The following is a 19,914-nucleotide window of genomic DNA, read 5'->3' as shown; positions in this document are numbered from 1 at the left end:
TCGACCAATTCAATTAAGTTTACTAGGAGTTTTTGCTATGTCCTTTCTTAATGACTGTATTAAATTTCATCTCAATATTGAAGATTCTAATATTATTTTTTTTGATTATTTTAAAAAATGTATTAACGGCAAATATCATAATCTCTATGTAGCCGAACTTATTCACCCCGCATTGTCCTTACTACCATTCATCTAATCTTAAGCATACTGGTCATTCTACTTCTAACATGTGCTTTATTACTGCTGATGCTAGCTATCCAGTTATAATCAGACTTAAAAAACAGCGCGTTTTATGCAATGCTTGCCTTAAAAGATCTATGGCTCAATCTAATCTTATTAATAAAGGCTGCTATATCTCTAACACTTCTAAGCGAAAAATACTTTCTGCTCTTACTGAAGATCGCTCAATGACCTGCATCGCTAGTATTGATCGTTTTCACATGGTTCAAATGCTTACTAGATCGTTTAATATTTTTAGAGTTCAAATCATGAAGCAATTTAATAAAAGCAGCCGTGAATATAAGCTCTTAAAGTCTCCTTGGAAGCTTTATCTCATGAGGTATGACAGGCTTAATAGGACTACCCCATATTACGATTGGCACTTTAAAGATTATCTCACTCAGGAACATGTTGTCTTAGATAGTTTAGATTGTGACCAAACCTTAGAAAATACTTATTGGGTGATGCAAGACTTTATGGTTGTCTTGAAGGAGTTAACCGTAAGATTAAACAAATTGAACGTACTGCTTATGGCTATAGAAATTTTAGTCATCTCTTAATTAGACTTGAAGAAAATATTGTAAAAGAAAAGGAATCAAGCTTTTTCTTCGCTGCTTAATTCCTCATTAAACTTATCCATCAATATGATTTGACAAAGAGCCGTTGCCCCTAATCACAATTAATTGCTGGTATTTAAACTTCCTGAAAATTTCCGTTATTCTTAATTCTTATCAATGGGGTTGATTGTTAATTGGTATTTCTTATCGAGTTTAGGAGTAACAAATTTAATAGTTAATCCCTTTTTCAACGGTCCTATTAGTATCCAAGCGCCAATCCATAACATCCCCACTATCGATGACCAAACATCACTACCCTGAATTAGTGGAAACATGCATCCCCAAATTAACATAATGATATAACGTGTATATTATCAACTAAGCAATCATTGCCTAATTAAACTAATTTTCGAATAATTCAATTCGACGTAATTGACGCTTCAGTTGACCTTGCTTTTCTAATAAAGCAAATTTACGAGACAGGGTCTCAGGTGTTGTTCCAAGGTATAAAGCTAAGTCCTTCATTTTTAAGGGTAAGGTAAAATTATTTTTACCAATTTCATCTGCATATGTTTGTAAATACTTTAATAACCGGTCTTCAACCTTCGGCAAAGCCAACAAGTGAATTTGTTTTTGCATTTCCGAAACTTTAACAATATTTAGTTCCAATAATCGAATACTTAATTCTGGCTGTTTATGCAATAGCTTCAGTAGATCCTGCCGTTTTAATAAACAAATTTCACTGTGTTCCGTAGCCTCGAGGTAATTATTGATATTTTTTTGACCAAAAAGCCAATCCTCACCAATATAATCACCCGTATGCAAGATTTGCAAAACATTCTCATAGCCGTTTTCATCTAAGGTGTACTGCTTAGCGTTACCATCAGCGATAATTACTAAATTATCATTTATCGTTGGATCAATTATTACTTCACCCTTTTGATAGTTTTTATGCTGAACTAATTTTTCGATTTGCATCTTCTCATCCTGAGGTAAAGCATTAAATAGTGGTACTAAGTTAACACATAAATCAGCCATTAAATTCATCGTCCTTTAATTAAAAGTCATCATCGTCGTCTTCGACATACAATCCTTCTTTTAGTTCATGACCTAAGAAGTCTTGAGTTACCCGAATTTGCTCCTTAATCCAAGCCATTAAATTAGTTAAATTAGCAGATAATTCTGGCCAACTTTCATTATTAGCTAAAGCAATTGCCTTAGTAATGAAGAGCGTTTGCGTATCAAAATCTTTTACCAAAGCAAATAATTGCTTATCACCTGCTAAATATTTACTACTGCCATCTTCTTCTAGCATAGTATATTCCTTAAATTGAGCTGTAATTGTTGGAATACTTTCACCATTATTAACCAATAAGTGATTCAATTGGTCAAATTCCTGACGTTCATAAGCAATCCAACCAGCAGCTTTTTCGGCTAAAAAAAGACTAGCAGATCCTTTAGCAAATAAGTTAGCTTGGTTAATCTTTAAAGAATGGATTAACAAGTTAGAAATAATGTGACCAGTCATGGCAGCTGCAGTTGGCTGATGGTGATCAAGGTCGCTTTGCTTCAATTCCGCCTGGTATTTTTCTTCTGCATTCATCAGTTAAGCTCCTTTTCCTTAATTCCTTGTACTTCATAACCCATTTTTTCAATAGCTGTCTTGACATCAACAGTTTTAGTCTTATCAGGATCCAGCGTAAATTTTAGCTTTCCTGCATTGAATAAAACTTTGATTTGGTCGGTTCCATCCAAACTACCAACCGCCCTTTCAATTTTGCTTAAGCATGAAGGACAGGTCATGCCAGATAATTTCATCATTACTTTTTTCATGATTAGATTCACCCTTCCTTATTAATTTACATATCTAATGCTACTTTGTTTTGTTGATTATAAACTTGATGATCGTCAATTTTTATTGAAATTTGATTAATCTCATTCCGTTCAAGATAACAATTAAGATACTAAATTCATGAATAAACATCCCACTTGCCATTTCAACATAACCCGCAAACAAACCGATGAACAACAATAAGACTGTCAGTAAAGCCATCACGATATTTTCATTCATGTTCAAAATTGTCTTCTTGGATAAGCCAAGGGCATAAGCGATCTTCCGCAAGTCATTTTTAACTAAAACTATGTCTGAAACTTCAATGGCAACATCCGTCCCACTACCAACGGCAATTGCAACATTAGCATTAGCTAAGGCCGGACTATCATTGATCCCATCACCAATAAAAGCAATATGGTGTCCCTTGGCTCTTTCTTTTTTAACAAAAGCAGCCTTGTCTTGTGGCAACATTTGACCATGAACTTCATCGATTGGCAACTTCGCCGCAATTCGTTCAGCAGTTTCTTGATTGTCTCCAGAAAGCATAACTAACTTTTTAACCCCTAATTCTTTTAAGCGGGTTAAAGCATCATTAGCTTCTGGGCGCAATTGATCTTTAATGCCAAAAACAGCTAATTGACTTTGATCTTCATTAGCAAAAGCGACAATTGAAGTACCTAATTGACTCAAATGATTAATTGTCTTATCTAATTTTGCATTGGTACGGGTATTTTCAACGATTAAGTCTTGGTTACCTAAATAATATTTTTGATTATTTAAAGTGGCGATGATTCCCTTACCCTTAACAGTTTCCACTTTAATTGAAGCTGGCTTTTGTTTATTTAATTTGGCAATTGCCTGAGCTAAGGGGTGGTTACTTTGACGCTCAATTTGAGCAGCTAATTTAATAATTTCATCTTTGGGCCCATTTAATACCTCAATTGCACTAACTTCTGGATGTCCAACAGTCAAAGTGCCGGTTTTATCAAAAGCAATTTCATCAATCCGGTGAGTTTGATCCATTACTTGCGACCCTTTAAACATAATGCCATTTTTAGCACCATTACCGATACCAGCAACTGTAGATACTGGCACACCAATAACTAAAGCACCTGGGCAGCCTAGCACCATGACCGTAATAGCTAACTTAAGATCTTTAGTAATTAGGCCCACAGCAATCGCAATTACAAGTACGGCAGGAGTGTAATATTTGGAAAACCGGTTAATTAACTTTTCTGTATGTGACTTTGTATCTTGTGCTTCTTCAACCATTTCAATAATTTTACCGAAAGTCGTATCTTCACCGACTGCGGTAGTTTCGACAGTCAATGTACCGTTTTCAAGGATAGTTCCTGCATATACTTCATTACCGGCTTTTTTATTAACTAATTTAGATTCACCGTTAACACTGGCTTCATTAAGATAACCAGAACCTGAAATAACCTTGCCATCGACTGGAACCTGATCACCAGTTTTAACTAAAATCTTCTCACCAGGATCAATGAAATCGACGTCTTCTTTCTCAGTTGAGCCATCATCTTGAACAACTAACGCAGTCTGTGGTGCCATTTTGGTTAAATCAGCAACGGCTGACCGCGTTTTCTTTAGGGTTAATTCTTCCAGTACATCTCCTAACATGAATAGCCAAGTAACAATGGCTGCTTCATTAAATTCACCAATAATGAAGGCACCGATTACCGCCAGCGATACTAAAACATCAATAGGAATTAATTTAACCCTTAAAGATGAAATAGCCGTCAAAGCAATTGGAAGCACTCCGACAATCCCCACGATAAGCATTAAAGCCTGGTATGGTAAATTCATGTGCAATAGCCATTTAGATCCTTCAGCAAGCAACAGCAGAATAGTATTAACAAGCAAAACCTGCTTTTTGTACCTCATAAAAAATTGTTGTAACTTAATCATTTTTATAAACATTCCTTTCGTCTTTGACTCAAGGACAACAGAGCCATGAAAAACAAATCCGTTGTCCCTTACTCTTACTTTTTAATATATTAGTTGTGAGGAAGCGGTTTTACACACTACAAATCATGGGGAGGTGAGTGAATAGTTCCTCTATTACCTCGAATTTATATATATGTAGCTTAACCTTTCAAGCACAACTGAATGTGACTTTGAGCACGTAAACTTATTTTTGTATAAACGACTCGTTTGTGTAGGGTTTCGCAGTCAATGTTTAACTTGCTTTCTCAATTTTTTAAGCAGGCTATTAGATTTGCTCAAAGTCAAGGTTTTATGGTTAATATTTAATTTTTTGAATTAATGTTAACCTTTATCTGGTGTGTCCTTTTTTTATTTAAAATACTTTTCAACTCACTAGTTTTTTCAAACTTCACCTCTCCCTTTCTTGACACTACATATCATAGGTAAAAAACAATTTAGGTGACTTGACTGTTATCAAGATACTAGTGTCTTTTTATATTTATCTTTTAAGCAAAAAATCACAGTTTTATCGTGTAAATTTCGTTTAATAAAAGAGAGAATATACAAAAAAAGACTAGAAACCATGCAAAAAGCATAGACTCTAGCTTTCAAATTTCAATTCTATAAAAATTAATGTGCCAATTTAATCTCTCCAGCAGCAATTGGCAAAGTTGTATGTGCATCATAACTCATAACATTACCGGCAACGCTAGATGGTAATTTAAGATCCGCTGGTACGCCGTGAACATAAACTACTCGTTTATCCAATTGAAGATCGTCACTACCAAATGCTTGCTTAAATTTTGCTTGTAAATCTTTTAATGGTTGCTTAATTCTATTCATTTACTCATTATCAACAGGATCTGACAAAGAGCCGGAATTATTACACTTTTCATCTATCAAAAATGCTGGCATACCGGCGTTTACAGGCTATTTATCTGTGCGCTCAAGGACAGTAACACTCTCAACATGTGTGGAGAATACATCGCACCTGATTGAATATTTACAGATTGATTGGGATCACCTCCACATGTGTGGAGAATACAGTAAACAAATCCCTTTATAGCGCCAAATGAAAATACGCAAACACCATTTTTTCATCACTTTGATCCTACTACCAAGTATATCGATTTTTATTAAATAGACAATATCTGCTGGACATAATATTCAAATAAAAAGAGGAATCATAATATCATTCTGCTATGATTTCTCCTAAACAAATAAACAAAAATATTATTTGTCTGCCAATCTTTATCGCTCACGATTAAGAATTTCATCCAAACACTTTAGCCATGACACTGCTTTATCATCCGCTTTTAACTAGCCTAACCAAAAGCATATTCACATATACCTATACTAACTTTTTGTTATCAATCGAAATTTAATTGTAACTTTATCGTAAAACTCCTGAGCTACAATAGTGTACGTGAATTAAGAGAGGAGACAAAAATCAGATCTTATCTGGTTTGTTTTTATAATGAAATTTCGTAAATTAATAATTTCTTTGTTAGGTACTGCATTATTAACTTCAAGCGTTGTTTTATCAACTGCCACTGCTTCTGCTGATACGCTTGATGACTCACAAAATACAACTGAAGTTCAACCCAAGAATCTCAAGTGGGCTTATCCGTTTAAAGCCAACAAGAAAAATGGTGTTCGTCCAATGTATAATGCACAAACTTTTGGCATAACTAACTATATGCGTTCTACTACACCCCCTTCCTACTTCCATGATGGTTGGGATTTTGGTTTTTCAGAAGTTGGGCATTCTAACATATATGCAATTCATCAAGGTACTGTTAAAAAGGTTGCTTATGGCAACGGCCTTGGCTGGTTCATCTGGGTTATTAGTCCTGATAATTACGTTGAAGTTTACCAAGAAGGCTTTAATAAGAAAAAAGACATTTATGTTAAGACTGGTCAAAAGATTAAATTAGGTCAAAAGATCGGTAAGCTAACTGGCTCACACTTACACCTTGGCGTTACTCAAACAAATAAAGATTACATAAACAAATATGGTTTTCCATGTAAGAATTGGAACGTTAACAACGGAACTTGGCTCAATCCAATCGAGGTTATCAAAAGCAACTTAAAGAAATAGTTAACATAATCTAAAATATTGAAAGTAAAAAAGCAGGTCACAGCTTATAACAGTTATGATCTGCTTTTTATTAATCCCAATGTTCCTTGATAAACTTAGCTCTTCCACCTGCTTCTTCCATTTCATATCTAAGTGGATCTTTTTTATAAAAATCTTGGTGATATTCCTCGGCTGGATAAAATGGCTTAGCTGGTTCAATTTTAGTTACGATTGGTTTATCAAATTTGCCACTAGCTTGTAATCTTTGCTTAGATTTTTCAGCTGCTTCTTTTTGAGCAGGTGAATTATAAAAAATTACTGGTCGATAATTATCACCACGATCTTGGAATTGCCCCATTGCATCTGTGGGATCAGTCACTTGCCAATAATAGTTTAGCAATTGATCATACGATATTTTTGCTGGATCAAAGGTAATCTCAACAGCTTCAGTATGGCCAGTCGTACCTGAACAGACTTGCTCATATGTTGGATTAGCAACATGACCACCAGTATAACCAGAAACTACTTTTTCTACCCCGTCAACTGTATCGAAAGGTTCGACCATGCACCAAAAACAACCGCCAGCGAAGATTGCTGTGTCGTAGTTGGCTTTTGCCTTGGTATCAGTGCCTTCGGCTTGTTTATTATTCTCTGTCATTCTTTGAAATACCTCCATTTTATTTGAATTTTATTGTTTTTTTAAGTTAACTAGTATTATATACAAATAAAAATGAGATGCACTTTTTATTACCTGATGCATCCCATTTTATTTCTTTACAAATTATTGTGTCTTTCTTCAATATACTTTTCAATCTGTTCTAAATCATCTTCGATAGCAAGATTTAAAATAAAGTTTTTCGTCGTTGACCTCTTATTAATGTAAAGCTTACGGGCCTCATTTTTATCATTCCACTTTTTATTTACTTCTGTATATTTAGCCATTAAAAATCACTTTCCATAATGCTATAGCAATCACAATCAAAACACCAGTTAACAAAGCTCTTTTAGGATAGAACTTTAATGACCATTTAGTATTTTTGCCAGTATGAGTTAATTTTATATTTTTCATTTGTAAAAATACTTTCAATTTACTAAAATGAAAATATAGAAAAGGAAGGGAGTTCCGGTCCCCCTCTTCAATTATTCATTCCAAATTAATGGAAATTTCAAAAACCAGGATCCAAAGATTTAACTTGAAGTGAACTTTGATTTGTGGTTTTTTCTTTTGCACTTTGCAATTGGGCTTTCGGCATATTTGTCACCTCTTAGCTCCGATTCTCTTAGCCTCCTTTCACTATATACAACACACGCTTTTACGTGTAACGCGAATGATATTTAGAAAAATATGCCAAAAAGGCATCAATCTGGCCGTCTAAAGCCAAATGATGCTTTAATTGTTTTTTCACCAAAATCAATAGCCTAACTTAATGACACTGTTTTTACATAAACTTATTAAATTTATAATTCTTCATATTTTTTGCTCTTTAACTAATTTGTTATCAAAATTGAATACAACGATTAGTAGCTAAGTCCTTCTTACGATTACCAGATTACCAATTCATCTCGATTCTATTTTAGATTTCTTAGCATCTTTTCACTATATAAGTGAACGCAATCTCCGTGCACCATCAACAATATTTTTAAATAATATACAAAAACAGTCACTCTATAGAACATATTTTCAGAGCAGCTATTTAGCCTCCACATGTGTGGAGAATACTAGAATTAGACCAGCGTTTATAAGTCCATATTAGGATCACCTCCACATGTGTGGAGAATACTTAAGATCATTAAAGGCATTCTGCCACTGTTGAGGATCACCTCCACATGTGTGGAGAATACACTAAATGAATCCCGCTACAGCAACAATCCCTACCTAAAATCATAGCATTTTTTATTGCTTTTAACACAAAGTGTTTCTTTAATATCTATCGATATAAAAAAGAACCTACACAAAGTGCTTGCAAATTATTTCAGCCTGGTCATTCATTAAATTATATTGTCTTTTACTAAAGAAATCAGGGAGTTAGCATATATAGGCATAGAATTAGATGATTCTGATTTTGCAAGAAATTTTTTAATGATTTCATTTTGCCGACTAGCAATATTCAAAACGTTATATTTTTTATCAACAAAACGTCCTAATTGCATCTTTTTTACAAAGGATGGAAAATCATAAAATTGAGATAACCATAGATTAGTCACTTCATTTTTATAAGCTCTAGCAAGCGGCGTGTTTTCATTACCTTCAAAATAATTTTTTCCTGAATTGTCAAATTAAGTGCAACAGTTAGGCTATGAGGAAATATATTGCTTGAAGAGTTCTTCTGCTGTGTGATATTGAAGGATTCGACGATGTTTGCGGTTAATGGCATCAGTTGCCTGTTGAACATAAGCAGCTGACTTATCTTTCATGCTTTTGCCTTTAGGGAAGAATTGACGCAGAAGTCCATTGCAGTTCTCATTGGTGCCTCTTTCCCATGGAGAATATGGGTGGGCGAAGTAGATCTGGCAGCCTTTGATCTTGGTCATATCCGCAAACTCAGAGCCATTGTCAAACGTGATCGATTTAAACCAGGCAGGATGTCTGTCAATCTCATTTTGAAGCAGCCTTTGGCATGTGCTTGCCCGATAGTCAGGAATCTTGATAACTACTTCAAAGCGTGTGGTTCTTTCGGTCAAAGTCATTAAAGCAGGCTGATTCTTGCGTCTGACGCCTTTAACCAGATCTCCTTCCCAGTGCAGCGGCGTTTTTCTGTCTTCAATCTCTTTAGGACGCTGTTCAATGGAATTGCCAAGATTCTTCTTGTGCAAAGCATGACCGCTCTGGCCGTGATGACGCTTGTTCCTGCGTCTTTTGAGCTTCATAGGCAGATCAATATTGCTTATGTCCAGCAAGCCCTGATCAATATAGCGATAGACAGTTGGTGTGCTGGGACAAGGGTAGCCTGGCATAGTCCTTTTGAATTCACCAACGAATTCATCGATGCTGGTGGCATCAAATTTAGCTTTGAAGCGTCTGGAGAGCATTCTCAAAAAGACAGCATAATGCTTCAATGGATTGCGCTGATAGCAGTTTTTGCGACGCTTCTCATAATAAAGCTGTGCAGTATCAGCGTAATAGTGCTCATACAATAAATAGCTGCTGTCTCTTTGCAGGACGCTTCCGCGTTTGATTTCGCGACTGATTGTCGACTTATGGCAGCCGACTTCTTGAGCGATAACAGTACGGGAAGTTATGCCGGAATCCAGCATTGCTTGAATTTGTCCACGTTGTACGCTGGTTAATTGATGATAGTGCTTAGAAATGCTAGAATTTGAATTGGTCATGAAGATCTTCCTTTCTTGATTTTTCGTCACTTCAAGTTTAGGTCTTCATGGCCTTTTTGTTTAACACTTGGTGTTGCACTTCAATTTTAAATCCGGGAAAATAATTTTTTAAATCAAATAAAGTAAAATCAATACGGTCCAAATATTTAATGTATCTAAGAGTATTGATCGCTGGTAATTTATGTCTTGGCCATACAAAATGCAGGGATGTTTGACTTCGTATTGTTTCATAAGCATCGATCCAGTCATCGAGATCAGGATAGTATTTAGCTAAACATTTTACTCCGCAAATAGCATCCGCACCTAATGCAATTTCACTGTTTCCCACCTTATCAATAAGACAAAAAGAGTTATTTTTCTTAGAAACATCGAGTTTATATTTTTCACTTAATGCAATATAAAGAAATTCATCACTAGAATCCGGATCTTGATATAAAGCATCTTCAACTTTATTCAAATAATTAGGATATAACTTTTTCAAGTCTTGATAAAATTCACTGTGATAAAAAAGTTTAAGCCTTTCGACATTTTCCTTATAACCCTGCGGCTTAAATTCTTGCTTTGTAAACATATCTTTCTCCATATAACTTAACCTCCACTCACGTGGAGAATACTAGTGTCACGTAGTCAGCCGTCAGGAAGGCTCAGGATCACCTCCACATACGTGGAGAATACTGATTTTGCATTTGATGTGGGAGCGTCAACAAGGGATCACCTCCACATACGTGGAGAATACAATTAGGGTTGCTGTTTGCGTACTTTTGACTTGGGATCACCTCCACACTCGTGGAGAATACCGACCTCGTCAAAATAATTTTCAGTATCGACAAGGATCACCTCCACACTCGTGGAGAATACTAAATGATCCACGATATATCAACATCTCTCAATCGAAATAATATCATTTTTAATCACTTTTAACAAAGACCAATAATAAAGCCATAATTACAAAAAGCCACTCCAAATAAAAAAGAAGCATTTCTGCTTCTTTTTGAATAGTTTTGCTCCCAAAGTGCCCCTAGGATTCAAATTTCATTTATAAATCCTTATATATCAAGGTTTAAGGGCTATCCATTAAACGATTTCTTGCTCCTTGAAGCGACCATATACTTTTTCAACTTCACTAACACTCATGAAAGCATACGGATCTGCTCCTTGCACGATTTGGCGAATATCATACATATCATATCGATCAATAATGGTAATCAAAACTGTCTTTTCAATATGACTATATGCACCTTCAGCATCGTGCAAAATAGTGATTCCACGATGCATTCGATTCTGAATTCCATCGATAATATGCTGTGGGTGCTGAGTAACAATCATTACTTGCATCTTCTGGTGTTGGGTGTAAACCGCGTCAATTACTCGCCCATTAATAAAAATAGTCAAGGCGGAATAAAGAGCACGTGGCCAACCAAACATGTATCCCGCAGCAGCGATAATAATCAAATTAATAAAAATGTTGAACTTACCGTAACTAATGCCCGTTTTTTGCCTAATTACAATCCCAATAATGTCCAGTCCACCAGTTGAAATACCATTTTTCAATGCCATCCCAGTTCCAATACCATTGATTGAAGCACCAAAAATCGCACAAACCAGTGGATCCAGGTGCATTTGCCAAGGTTGAATAGCGTGCATCATGATAGAACCCAGAACAACAGCAACGATGGTGAAGAAAGTAAATTTACGCCCTATCTTGAACCAAGCCAATATAAATAGAGGGAAGTTCAAAAGAAAGTACATCATTGATGTTGATAACGTAAACGGTAGATATCTTTCACTTACAGTATTAATTAACTGCGCAAAACCCGTGATTCCTGACGAGTACATATGCCCCGGCGTCCAAAAAAAGTTCAGGGCTACTGCAACCGCAATTGAATAAAAGAAGGCAGCTGACAATTTTGAAAGAAAATTGTAGCGTCGGTTGAACTTATCAAGTTGATCCATAGTTTGTCAAATCCTTTGAGCAAATACTAATAGTAAACACATTAATTTTAACAAAAGTTTTGCTTCTGACCAATCTAAATAGACATTTTTATCACTTTTGTTAATCGGGGCAAAAAATGATACTATTCAGTTAATATTAATTAGTCTATCCAAATAGAAAGGTGTCTTTCATGAGTTCTTACTATGAATTAATGTGGCGTAACGATGAACTAACTTCTTATACCACTGACAAGCTGAATTTTATCTACAACGCAATCGATCATCCCTTGTCTGTCCGCTATAGACAGTTATATCCTAATCGATTAGACTGGCAAAAAGCCGTAAACAGACACAATGCAGCTATTCAAAAAGTCAAAGACCTTCTTATTGCAAGAAAAGATAGTCATAATATACGTGAAGCTTGGCTTAAACTGCATCCCAATGCACAAACTAAAGCAAACAATGGTTTTACTGTTGAACAACTAGCTAATAAGTTCCCTTACATGGCAAAACAGCTTGGTGCCTTTATGGAAATTGAAAACATCGAAATCAAATACTTTGATGAAGAATTTAAGCCTAGATATGACTTAGATGATTTTTCTGATATTTTTTCTGCCAACTATCCCGCTAGTGGCTTTACGCAAAGTGGCATTACTCAAGAAGCTTTGCTGAAGCTCTACCCTAACGTCAGTGCTAAAAATTTAGATCAAATTTTAAAAATGGCCGACTGCGAATTCGAGCAAGAAAATGGCACTGAGGTTATTCCTTATTGGTATGCTGTCAATGCTAAAAGAATGCTAGTTGATGGTGATAGTTTTGCCGCAACCTTTGATGACTAAAAAACTGACCGTTTGGTCAGTCTTTTTTATTGGATAACTTGGACACCTTGTTCATCAGGATGTAAGATCAATGTCTCATCTTTTAAATCATGTTTACGTAAGCCCGACAAAAATCCAGCTACATGTTTATCTTCAATCCACGTCATAATAGTTGAACCTGCGCCGCTCAAATAAGTTGCCAAGGCATGTTTTGAATGAGCTACCTCCCGCACTTTTACAAGTTCTGGCACTAGTTTTTCTCGGTAAACTTCATGGAATACATCTTGTTCCATTAATTCTCCTGCTTTAGGGTAGTCTTGAGCAAACAAACTAGCAATTAAAGTATTAGCAACTGCTGAGCCATGCGTAGCTACGCCAAAAGCCAATTCTTTAGGCAAAACTGCTCTAGCTGTCTTAGTTTCCAAATTATAATCGGGTACATAAGCCACCAACGCATATGGAGGAAGTGGTGCTTCAACTGCATCAAAATGATGGTTAACTTCAGCACCAACAACCAAGCCGCCCAAAATAGTCGGTGCAATATTATCAGGATGTCCCTCGATTTTAGCTCCTAATTGAACCTTTTCTTCATCTGATAGTCCCAGCTTACCAATTTGATTAGCCAATTCAATTCCGGCAGCAATAGCACTTGAACTGCTGCCTAAACCATGAGCCAACGGAATATTGCTTTTGACGCGTAAATGAAGCGGTTGTAAACCTGGATAAACTGTTAGTGCAGTCTTAACAATTAAGTTTTTTTCATCATGTGGAATTCCTTTCATCACATGATCCACCTGAAAGCGATCAGCTACGCTTAAAACTTCTACTTCCAAATAAAGTGAAACCGCCATGCCAAGTGAATCAAAGCCAGGGCCCAAATTTGCCGTTGAAGCTGGTGCTTTAATAATCATTTTTTCTCCCTTCCTTTACTGTAAAATCTTATAGCTAGCTTTTAAATATTGATCTTGAATTGCTAAATCTTGGAGCTGTTGTCGACTAATATTTTCGGTTACAACTACAATTCTTGATTGTACTTGTTTAATCTCACGAACCGGAATTTCCAAATCAGAGAGTAATTTACTCAAATCAAACAAGGTCTCTTCTGCTTCGAAAGATAAATAATAGGAATACTTCACATCCTCCGAACTTGTTAATTGCATAACATGGGAGAAATTACTAAATGGCTGACCGGTGGTCTTTTTCACTACGTTTTTTATTTCAGTAATCACATCACTCATGACTGAATTAGCCGTTGCAGAGCTACCCGCACCAGGGCCTGTGAATACTGCTGTTCCTAGGCTTTGGCTCTTAATTTGTAAAGCATTTAGTTCATTTTTAATATGCGCCATAATCGCATTTTCTGGCAACAAACATGGAGCAACTTCTACAAATAATTTACCATTAATATTTTTGGCAATCCCAACCAGCTTAATGACATAGCCTAACTTCTGAGCCTGTTTAATGTCAAAATCCTTTAGATTATTAATCCCTTGAATAGTAAAATCATCAATACTAATCTTGGTACCAAAAGCAAACTTGCTTAAAATTACAATCTTGTATGCTGCATCTTTACCTGTAACATCGTTAGTGGGATCAGCCTCCGCAAAGCCCAGCTCTTGAGCATTTTTCAGCGCTTCCTCGTAGCTTAGTCCCTTTTCCCCCATTTGTGACAAAATATAATTCGTCGTACCATTAATAATTCCTTGAATTTCGGAAATAATGTCACTGGAATAAGAGGTAGCCAAGGTCCGCAAAATAGGGATCCCGCCTGCAACGCTAGCATCATACATTAAATCACACTTTTTACTTGCAGCTAAATTAATCAATTCCGAACCAAAAGTTGCCATTAAGTCTTTATTGGCCGTAACTACATTTTTTCCAGCATTGATTGCTGCAGTAATATATTCCTTAGCAGGATGAAGCCCACCTATTAATTCAACTACGATTTTAATTTCGGGATCTTGCAAAATCGAATCGAAATCTGTAGTTAGCATCACTTCGTTAACTAAATTACGATGTTTTTCTGGATTACGTACTAGAGCTTTTTCAATGATGATTTCTTCACCACTTGTTTGTCTAATCTTCTTTTTATTATTTTTAATTATTTTTAAAACACCTGAACCAACTGTTCCTAATCCAAGCAATGCAATTTTGATGGCCATTTGATCTTATCCTCTTTTTAATGATTTTCTTATTTTTATGATTGTATCATAGCTGCTAATCAAGGTACAATAGTTATAATATTAATATTTCATAAGATAGGAAGATTGTTTATGCAATATCGTAGTACTAGAGGTTCAAAAGAAAACACTTTAACTGCACCTCAAGCAATTATTCAAGGCTTGGCTCAAGACGGTGGGCTTTACGTGCCTGTTGCCTTTCCTCAAGCTAATTTTAAGTTAGAAGATTTATCCAAACTTTCCTACAAGCAAATCGCTGCCATGGTTATTAGCTTATTCTTTGATGACTTTACTAAGGAGCAAATCACCACTGCAGTTCAAAGCGCTTATAGTGAACAATGGGATGATCGCAGCATTGTTCCAATCGAAAAGCACGATAACCGTTTTTACATGGAGCTTTTTCACGGTCCTACCCTTGCCTTCAAAGATATAGCTTTGCAAATGTTGCCACAATTAATGACCAGAGCTGTTCAAATTGAAAAGATTGATAAAGATATTATTATTTTAACCGCTACTTCTGGCGATACTGGTACGGCATCAATGCGTGGCTTTGCTAATCAAAAGGGTACCGATGTCATAGTCTTTTATCCTGAAGGTGGCGTTAGTCCTGTTCAACTTAAGCAAATGCTCAGCCAACGCGGCAACAATTTGCGTGCAATTGCAATCAAAGGTAACTTTGACGATGCTCAAACTGAAGTTAAAAAAATCTTCAACGATGATTCTTTCAAAAACCGACTTAATGCTAATGGCTATCAATTTTCTTCAGCTAATTCGATGAATATTGGTCGTCTGGTTCCGCAAATTTCTTACTACCTCTACACCTATGGACAATTAGTACGCAGACAAGAAATTAAACTAGGAGACGAAGTTAACTTTGCTGTGCCAACAGGTAACTTTGGTGACATCCTAGCTGGATATTATGCTAAGAAATTAGGTTTGCCTATTAAAAAGTTGATTTGTGCATCTAATGAAAACAATGTATTGACTGATTTCTTTAATAATGGTGTCTACGATAAGCGACGTAAGTTCCATTTAACCAATGCACCAGCAATGGATATCCTAGTTTCCAGCAATTTGGAACGACTTTTATTTGACCTTTATGACGAAAATAACTATGAAGTCGCTAGTTTAATGAATCAATTGACTCAACGCGGTCATTATCAAGTTAGCGGTGAAGTTTTCACTAAATTACAAAAAAATTTTGCAGCTGGTTTTGCAACAGAAGAAGAGGTTAAATCAGAAATCAAACGGGTCTACAATTATGACCGCTATGTAATTGATCCACATACTGCTGTTGGCTCTTTTGTAGCAAATCAATATCAAAAGAAGACCGGCGATCAAACCCCAATGGTCATTGTTTCAACAGCCAGTCCATATAAGTTCCCAGAAACGGTGTATGAAGCCATCACTGGTGGTCCTAGTATGCAAACTGGCGTCGGTGCAATTAAAGAATTGCTTGATGAATTAGGCGGTCAATTATCAATCGGTGTGCGTGCCCTTTTTGATCGTGAACCCAAGACCGAAAAAATTATTGAACCAAATGATATGGAAAAAGAAATCAGTTCAATTTTAGATTTGAAATAATAGTTAAGGAAAAATAGATATGAAAGTTGTTAAATTTGGAGGTTCTTCCCTAGCCTCAGGTAATAGCGTAGATAAGGCCCTAAGTATTATTAATGCCGATCCCGAAAGACAAGTCGTTGTAGTCTCAGCACCGGGCAAAAGAACTGAGGATGATATTAAAGTAACCGATCTAATGATCACTTACGCATATATGAGCTTGAGGAGTAATAATTATCAAGACATCGCTACCCGTATTTTTAAGCGTTATGAATTAATTGCCCAATATTTTGAGCTGCCTGAAGCAGAATTAGAGGATATTAAGCAGCTTCTACTTACATTGCCGAAGCTAAGTTACCCTAATAATGACTACCGCATGGCAACCTTTAAAGCACACGGAGAACGTCTTAATGCAATTTTGATTGCTAAAATTTTAAATCATCAAGGAATTAAAGCACGATTTTTAGAGCCAAAAGATGTAGGTTTAATTGTCACTGGCACTTCTAATAATGCTGAAGTCAATCCTGAAACTTATGTGAACTTAAAAAGAATTAAGGCTGCAAAAGATGAAAAGATCATTTTTCCTGGCTTCTATGGCATTACACCATCAGGACATATTGCTACTTTCTCTCGCGGTGGTTCTGACATTACCGGTGCTATTCTAGCTAGGGGGTTAAACGCTGATCTTTATGAAAACTTCACCGATGTCGATGCTATTTTTTCAGCCAATCCCCATATCGTTGATCAGCCCAAGCCAATTAAAAGAATGACTTATCAAGAAATGCGGGAACTATCTTATGCGGGATTTTCCGTCTTTCACGATGAAGCCTTAATTCCTGCTATTCAAGGCGAAATTCCTGTCAATGTTAAAAATACTAATGCTCCAGAAAAACCTGGGACAATGATCGTACCAGAGGACGGCTTTATACCTAAACACACAATCACAGGTATTGCCGGAGGCAAAAACTTCGCGGCCCTTTATTTAAGAAAATATATGTTAAATAAAGGTGCTGGTTTCACCTTGAAGTTAATGGAAATTTTGCAAAAACATCACGTTTCATATGAACATATGCCATCTGGAATTGATGATATTACCATTATTTTCAAAAAAGATGTCCTAACTGATCAGTTAATTGATGTTATCTGTAATGAAATTCAAACTAGTCTAAATCCTGATCAAATGCAGTGGATTGATGATTATGCGATCACAATGGTGGTAGGTGAAGGGATGAAGGACAAGCTGACTTTATGTGCTAGCCTGCTTTACCCTCTTGGTAAAAAGAACATCTCCATTCAAATGATTAACCAGGGTGCATCCCAAATCTCAATTATGATTGGTACCAGACGGCAAGATGAAGAAGTAGTTATCAAAACCATTTATGATAATTTCATTGCTCAGGATAAAATTTAACATAAGCTATAATATAACAAATAAAAAAATGGTAAATCTGGTTATTAGTACCTTGATTTACCATTTTTACTTTATGAGATTATCTTTTTACTAAAAAGTAACTACTTTATACTCCAAATATTTTTCTCCATCAAAGTTCATTTTCACAATAAATGGATTCTTTGGCTGGATCATAGCAAAGGCTTCATATTTAAAGTTTGGATCATAGTAATTAATTACTGATCCAATTGCTGTACCATGTCCACCAATAATCATAGTTTGATCTTGATATTTGGACAAAACTAGCTTCAAAGCTGCAACATTTCTCTTCTGCGTCTCTTTTAAAGATTCGCCATTTTTTAGCTTATAATCAAAATCTTCCCACTGTCTTTTACAATATTCATGAAAATTAGAAATCCACTCATCACCAATTTTTCTTTCTCTAAAGTCAGAAATAGATGATAATGTTAGTTCCTTCTCGTCTATAACTGGTTGAATTGTATCAATTGCACGCTTGAATGGACTAGAAAAAGCTTGGTCGATGTGTTTATCTCTAAAGTAATCAGTTACTTTTTTTCTATCTTGCAACCCCTTTTCTGTCAAAGGACGTGTTAAATCATCATGAACTGATAAATCAGGTTGAGCATGTCTTACAAAATATACTGTTGTCATAATTGAAACTGTCAAATCTTTTGTGTAAATAGATCTTTCTCGTAAATTGATTTTTTAATTATTTATTTAATCAAAGTAGGATTCTAAGGTGTCCTGAACCTGACCAAAGCCTTTATGAATTCGATTGAAATAACGGTCATTGTAGCTCATTGCCTGGATGCCAATAAATGCATCAAGCGACTGTTCAGTTGGAAATTCTGCCTTAGGCTTAGCTTTACGCTTGATGACGTTGTTAAAGGATTCAATCATATTGGTTGAATAAATTGAAGCTCTGATTTGTTTGGGATAATTGTAGAAGACTAGCAGATCGGGCTCAATTTCCTTCAAACCTTTGATGACATGGCTATAAGCTTTATTCCATTTGGCATAGAATTTGTGCAAGACAGCTGCAGCTTCTTTTTTGCTTGTCTGTTGATGTATCTGCTTGAATTCGTTCATGATCTTTTCACGATCGTCGACGCGTACTTTAGCGCAGATATTGCGCATGACATGAACCAGGCAGCGTTGAAAATGAGCTTTAGGATAAGTCCTGGCCAAGGCTGTTTTCATGCCAACAACACCATCAGAAAGAAAAAGCTCAACTTGCTTCAAGCCTCTGGACTTCATGTTTTGAAGCATCTCTGTCCAAACTTCAATGTTCTCACTAGGAGCAATGCAGTAGTCAATGACTTCCTTATGTCCATTAGGTTTAATGCCAATGGCAATATATACTGCTTCACGCTCAAACGTTTCTCGGCGCAAAGGAAGGTATGTCGCATCCAAATAGACACAGAAAAACTTGTCGCTTAGCTTGCGCTTGTGATAAGCCTCAATCTTGGGGAGCATCTGCTTGGAAATATTTGATACTTGAGCTGGACTATAATGACTGCCATACATTTTCTCAATCAAGTCAGCGATTTCTCTGGTAGTTACGCCTTTGGAGTATAGCTTGATAATCGTGCTTTCCAAAACATCAGAGTGCTGCTTGTAGTCAGGCAGCGTGTGCTGATGAAACTGACCGTTGCGGTCTCGAGGCACTTGCACTTCAATTGGTCCAAACTGGGTATCAACCTTGCGGAAATAAGCACCATTTCTAGAATTGCCAGTATTCCAGCCATTTCTGGCATAGGGATCATAGCCTAGAAAGGCAGTCAACTCAGCTTCTAGCAAGTTATTAACAGCCTGTTGTAGCTCTTTGCGCAATAAATCATTTATTTTGTCTGGATTGAATAGAGCTTGAGCAAAATCTTTGGTAAAATCATTCATGAAGGAGTTCTTCTTTCTGTATGTGTTTTTTTGTTCAAACCAATCATACGAGAAAGGAACTCCTTTTTCTAATGTTTAAAGAAATAAATTTAAGGAATCATTCATCCTTACACAAACTATTTTACAGTCTCTCATAATTGTCTCCCAAGCAAT

18 protein-coding genes and 2 pseudogenes are annotated in these 19,914 nt (G+C 36.0%); 5 read left to right on the top strand and 15 right to left on the bottom strand.

The window, feature by feature from the left end; translation table 11 throughout:
- Positions 1–37: 37 nt before the first annotated feature.
- A pseudogene (locus J6L97_RS11340) lies at positions 38–838 on the top strand (transposase).
- Positions 839–1,178: 340 nt separating this feature from the next.
- Here the strand turns inward: J6L97_RS11340 and J6L97_RS04765 are convergent.
- The 5 genes and pseudogenes from J6L97_RS04765 to J6L97_RS04745 form a co-directional block, all read right to left on the bottom strand.
- A complete protein-coding gene (locus J6L97_RS04765; protein ID WP_057726628.1) occupies positions 1,179–1,814 on the bottom strand; it encodes a Crp/Fnr family transcriptional regulator in 636 nt (211 codons plus the stop codon).
- A gap of 19 nt (positions 1,815–1,833) precedes the next feature.
- On the bottom strand, positions 1,834–2,379 hold the full coding sequence (locus J6L97_RS04760; protein ID WP_057726629.1) for a hypothetical protein: 546 nt from the start codon (positions 2,377–2,379) through the stop codon (positions 1,834–1,836).
- Entirely contained in the window at positions 2,379–2,609 is a 231-nt protein-coding gene (locus J6L97_RS04755) for a heavy-metal-associated domain-containing protein (RefSeq protein WP_057726630.1), read from the bottom strand. Before J6L97_RS04755 ends, J6L97_RS04760 begins: the two co-directional genes overlap by 1 nt.
- Before the next feature lie 82 nt (positions 2,610–2,691).
- Positions 2,692–4,536, bottom strand: coding sequence for a heavy metal translocating P-type ATPase (locus J6L97_RS04750; protein WP_057726631.1), 1,845 nt, complete (start codon positions 4,534–4,536; stop codon positions 2,692–2,694).
- Between the two features lie 648 nt (positions 4,537–5,184).
- Positions 5,185–5,379: pseudogene (locus tag J6L97_RS04745) on the bottom strand (hypothetical protein); the annotation flags it as partial.
- Between the two features lie 652 nt (positions 5,380–6,031).
- On the opposite strand from J6L97_RS04745, the gene J6L97_RS04740 reads away from it, so the two are divergent.
- Positions 6,032–6,655, top strand: a complete 624-nt coding sequence (locus J6L97_RS04740; protein ID WP_057726632.1) for a M23 family metallopeptidase — start codon at positions 6,032–6,034, stop codon at positions 6,653–6,655.
- Between the two features lie 70 nt (positions 6,656–6,725).
- Here J6L97_RS04740 and msrA read toward each other — a convergent pair whose 3' ends face one another.
- The 6 genes from msrA to J6L97_RS04715 all read right to left on the bottom strand — a co-directional run bounded on the left by msrA (position 6,726) and on the right by J6L97_RS04715 (position 11,917).
- Positions 6,726–7,292, bottom strand: coding sequence for a peptide-methionine (S)-S-oxide reductase MsrA (gene msrA / locus J6L97_RS04735; RefSeq protein ID WP_057726633.1), 567 nt, complete (start codon positions 7,290–7,292; stop codon positions 6,726–6,728).
- A 116-nt stretch (positions 7,293–7,408) separates the two neighbouring features.
- Positions 7,409–7,576 (bottom strand): hypothetical protein, encoded by a 168-nt coding sequence (locus tag J6L97_RS04730; protein WP_013086450.1) that lies wholly within the window; start codon positions 7,574–7,576, stop codon positions 7,409–7,411.
- On the bottom strand, positions 7,569–7,703 hold the full coding sequence (locus J6L97_RS11215; RefSeq protein ID WP_263386387.1) for a hypothetical protein: 135 nt from the start codon (positions 7,701–7,703) through the stop codon (positions 7,569–7,571). Before J6L97_RS11215 ends, J6L97_RS04730 begins: the two co-directional genes overlap by 8 nt.
- Before the next feature lie 1,226 nt (positions 7,704–8,929).
- Positions 8,930–9,964, bottom strand: coding sequence for an IS30 family transposase (locus J6L97_RS04725; RefSeq protein WP_123811765.1), 1,035 nt, complete (start codon positions 9,962–9,964; stop codon positions 8,930–8,932).
- A gap of 37 nt (positions 9,965–10,001) precedes the next feature.
- Complete coding sequence (locus tag J6L97_RS04720) at positions 10,002–10,547, bottom strand: DUF6994 family protein (protein ID WP_057727001.1); 546 nt, start codon at positions 10,545–10,547, stop codon at positions 10,002–10,004.
- 491 nt (positions 10,548–11,038) lie between these two features.
- The gene (locus tag J6L97_RS04715; RefSeq protein WP_057727000.1) at positions 11,039–11,917 is read right to left on the bottom strand and encodes a YitT family protein; all 879 of its coding nucleotides are present in this window, start codon (positions 11,915–11,917) and stop codon (positions 11,039–11,041) included.
- A gap of 170 nt (positions 11,918–12,087) precedes the next feature.
- Between J6L97_RS04715 and J6L97_RS04710 the strand changes: the two genes are divergently transcribed.
- A complete protein-coding gene (locus J6L97_RS04710) occupies positions 12,088–12,735 on the top strand; it encodes a hypothetical protein (RefSeq protein ID WP_057726999.1) in 648 nt (215 codons plus the stop codon).
- Positions 12,736–12,761: 26 nt separating this feature from the next.
- Here the strand turns inward: J6L97_RS04710 and thrB are convergent, their stop codons facing one another.
- Together thrB and J6L97_RS04700 are read right to left on the bottom strand one after the other, a co-directional pair.
- Complete coding sequence (gene thrB, locus J6L97_RS04705; protein ID WP_013086455.1) at positions 12,762–13,625, bottom strand: homoserine kinase; 864 nt, start codon at positions 13,623–13,625, stop codon at positions 12,762–12,764.
- Between the two features lie 15 nt (positions 13,626–13,640).
- The gene (locus J6L97_RS04700; protein WP_054833015.1) at positions 13,641–14,876 is read right to left on the bottom strand and encodes a homoserine dehydrogenase; all 1,236 of its coding nucleotides are present in this window, start codon (positions 14,874–14,876) and stop codon (positions 13,641–13,643) included.
- Positions 14,877–14,987: 111 nt separating this feature from the next.
- Between J6L97_RS04700 and thrC the strand changes: the two genes are divergently transcribed.
- A complete protein-coding gene (thrC, locus tag J6L97_RS04695; RefSeq protein ID WP_057726998.1) occupies positions 14,988–16,478 on the top strand; it encodes a threonine synthase in 1,491 nt (496 codons plus the stop codon).
- A gap of 19 nt (positions 16,479–16,497) precedes the next feature.
- Positions 16,498–17,865, top strand: coding sequence for an aspartate kinase (locus J6L97_RS04690; RefSeq protein WP_054833014.1), 1,368 nt, complete (start codon positions 16,498–16,500; stop codon positions 17,863–17,865).
- Between the two features lie 90 nt (positions 17,866–17,955).
- Here J6L97_RS04690 and J6L97_RS04685 read toward each other — a convergent pair whose 3' ends face one another.
- Both J6L97_RS04685 and J6L97_RS04680 read right to left on the bottom strand, forming a co-directional pair.
- Complete coding sequence (locus J6L97_RS04685) at positions 17,956–18,516, bottom strand: histidine phosphatase family protein (protein WP_057726997.1); 561 nt, start codon at positions 18,514–18,516, stop codon at positions 17,956–17,958.
- Positions 18,517–18,582: 66 nt separating this feature from the next.
- Positions 18,583–19,761, bottom strand: coding sequence for an IS256 family transposase (locus J6L97_RS04680; protein ID WP_005728142.1), 1,179 nt, complete (start codon positions 19,759–19,761; stop codon positions 18,583–18,585).
- Between the last annotated feature and the right edge of the window lie 153 nt (positions 19,762–19,914).

It is taken from the genome of Lactobacillus crispatus (assembly GCF_018987235.1).
Classification (GTDB): Bacteria; Bacillota; Bacilli; order Lactobacillales; family Lactobacillaceae; genus Lactobacillus; species Lactobacillus crispatus.
Note: the sequence above shows the minus strand (reverse complement) of the source record. Positions and strands in the feature narration are given on the sequence as shown.